The organism is Bradyrhizobium sp. P2_E8 (genome assembly GCF_056403875.1).
The window spans coordinates 1-1,429 of record NZ_JBFUES010001418.1 but is presented as its reverse complement, the minus strand read 5'-3'; the positions used below and the strand labels follow the sequence as shown (position 1 = coordinate 1,429).

The following is a 1,429-nucleotide window of genomic DNA, read 5'->3' as shown; positions in this document are numbered from 1 at the left end:
CCACCAATGTCGGCGTGATGTTCCGCGGCAAGGACAACGCGCTCCAGCCGAACTGGCTGCATATGCCGATCGCCTATAACGGCCGCGCCTCCACCGTGGTGGTCTCCGGCACCAGCGTGAAGCGCCCGCGCGGGCAGTTGAAGCCGCCGAATGTCGATTTGCCGAGCTTTGGACCATGCAAGCGGCTCGATTTCGAGCTGGAGATGGGCGTGGTGGTCGGCCAGCCCTCAGCCATGGGCGGCATGTTGAGCGAGCAACAGGCCGAGGAGATGATCTTCGGCTTCGTGCTGCTCAACGATTGGAGCGCGCGCGACATCCAGCAATGGGAGTACGTGCCGCTCGGTCCGTTCCTGGCAAAAGCGTTTGCGACCTCGATCAGCCCGTGGGTGGTGACGCGCGAAGCGCTGGAACCGTTCCGCCTGAAGGGGCCGGAGCAGGAGCCGGTGCCGCTCGATTATCTCAAGCAGGCCAAGCCGCAGAACTACAGCATCGAGCTCGATGTCTCGTTGCGGCCCGGCGGCGCGAATGCGCCAACGGGTATCAGCCGCACCAATTTCAAGTACATGTACTGGTCGTCGGTGCAGCAGCTCATGCACCACGCCTCCTCGGGCTGCGCCATGAATGTCGGCGATCTCCTCGGCAGCGGCACCATCTCCGGCCCGGAGAAGAACCAGCGCGGCAGCCTGCTCGAGATCAGCTGGAACGGCACCGAGCCGGTCGAATTGCCCGGCGGCATCAAGCGTTCGTTCCTGGAGGACGGCGACAGCCTCGTCATGCGCGGCTGGTGCCAGGGCAACGGCTATCGCGTCGGCTTTGGCGCGGTCGAGGGGACGATTCTGGCGGCGGAGTGAACTCCGTCGTCGCCACAAACTCCGTCATTGCGAGCGCAGCGAAGCAATCCAGAGTCTTTCCCCGGAGGGATTCTGGATTGCTTCGTCGCGAAGGGCTCCTCGCAATGACGTGGAGAGAGCTTACCGCCTCTCCGGCGGCACGTCGCGGATCCGCGCGCAATGCGCCGCGACATCCTCCGCGCTGTACTTCAGATGCACCCGCTTGTCCGACGGCACGTGCTTCGTCACGCATACGCCCGGCCGCCATTCCTGCGTCGGGCGGATCGGGCGCGGGGCAAAGCCGCCGCCGCAGTTCGGGCAGACGTTGGAGAGTTTGGTCTCGACGCAGTCCGCACAGAACGTGCATTCATAGGAGCAGATCCGCGCATCCGTTGCATCGGGCGGCAGGTCGCGGTCGCAATATTCGCAGTTCGGTCGAAGCTGGAGGGCCATGGTCGAATCTCCGGATCGGCTGGATCATCGCAGACGGAGCGTGAAGCGCTAATGCCGTAGTTCCCTCGATTTCAGCCAGGCTTCAGCTCCCTGAGCGGCAGCCGCGTGCTCTCCTTCAGCCGGTCGAGCACGATCGAGGAACGCAC

The 1,429-nt window shown here is 64.5% G+C and carries 2 protein-coding genes; one reads left to right on the top strand and one right to left on the bottom strand.

Annotation, left to right across the window (positions count from 1 at the left end):
• On the top strand, positions 1 to 851 hold an 851-nt coding region (fahA, locus tag AC1D00_RS41015), incomplete at its 5' end, for a fumarylacetoacetase (RefSeq protein ID WP_477014632.1).
• A 120-nt stretch (positions 852 to 971) separates the two neighbouring features.
• Here the strand turns inward: fahA and AC1D00_RS41010 are convergent.
• Positions 972 to 1,283: a DUF1272 domain-containing protein gene (locus AC1D00_RS41010; protein WP_027546752.1), complete on the bottom strand. Its 312-nt coding sequence runs from the start codon at positions 1,281 to 1,283 to the stop codon at positions 972 to 974.
• Positions 1,284 to 1,429: the final 146 nt, after the last annotated feature.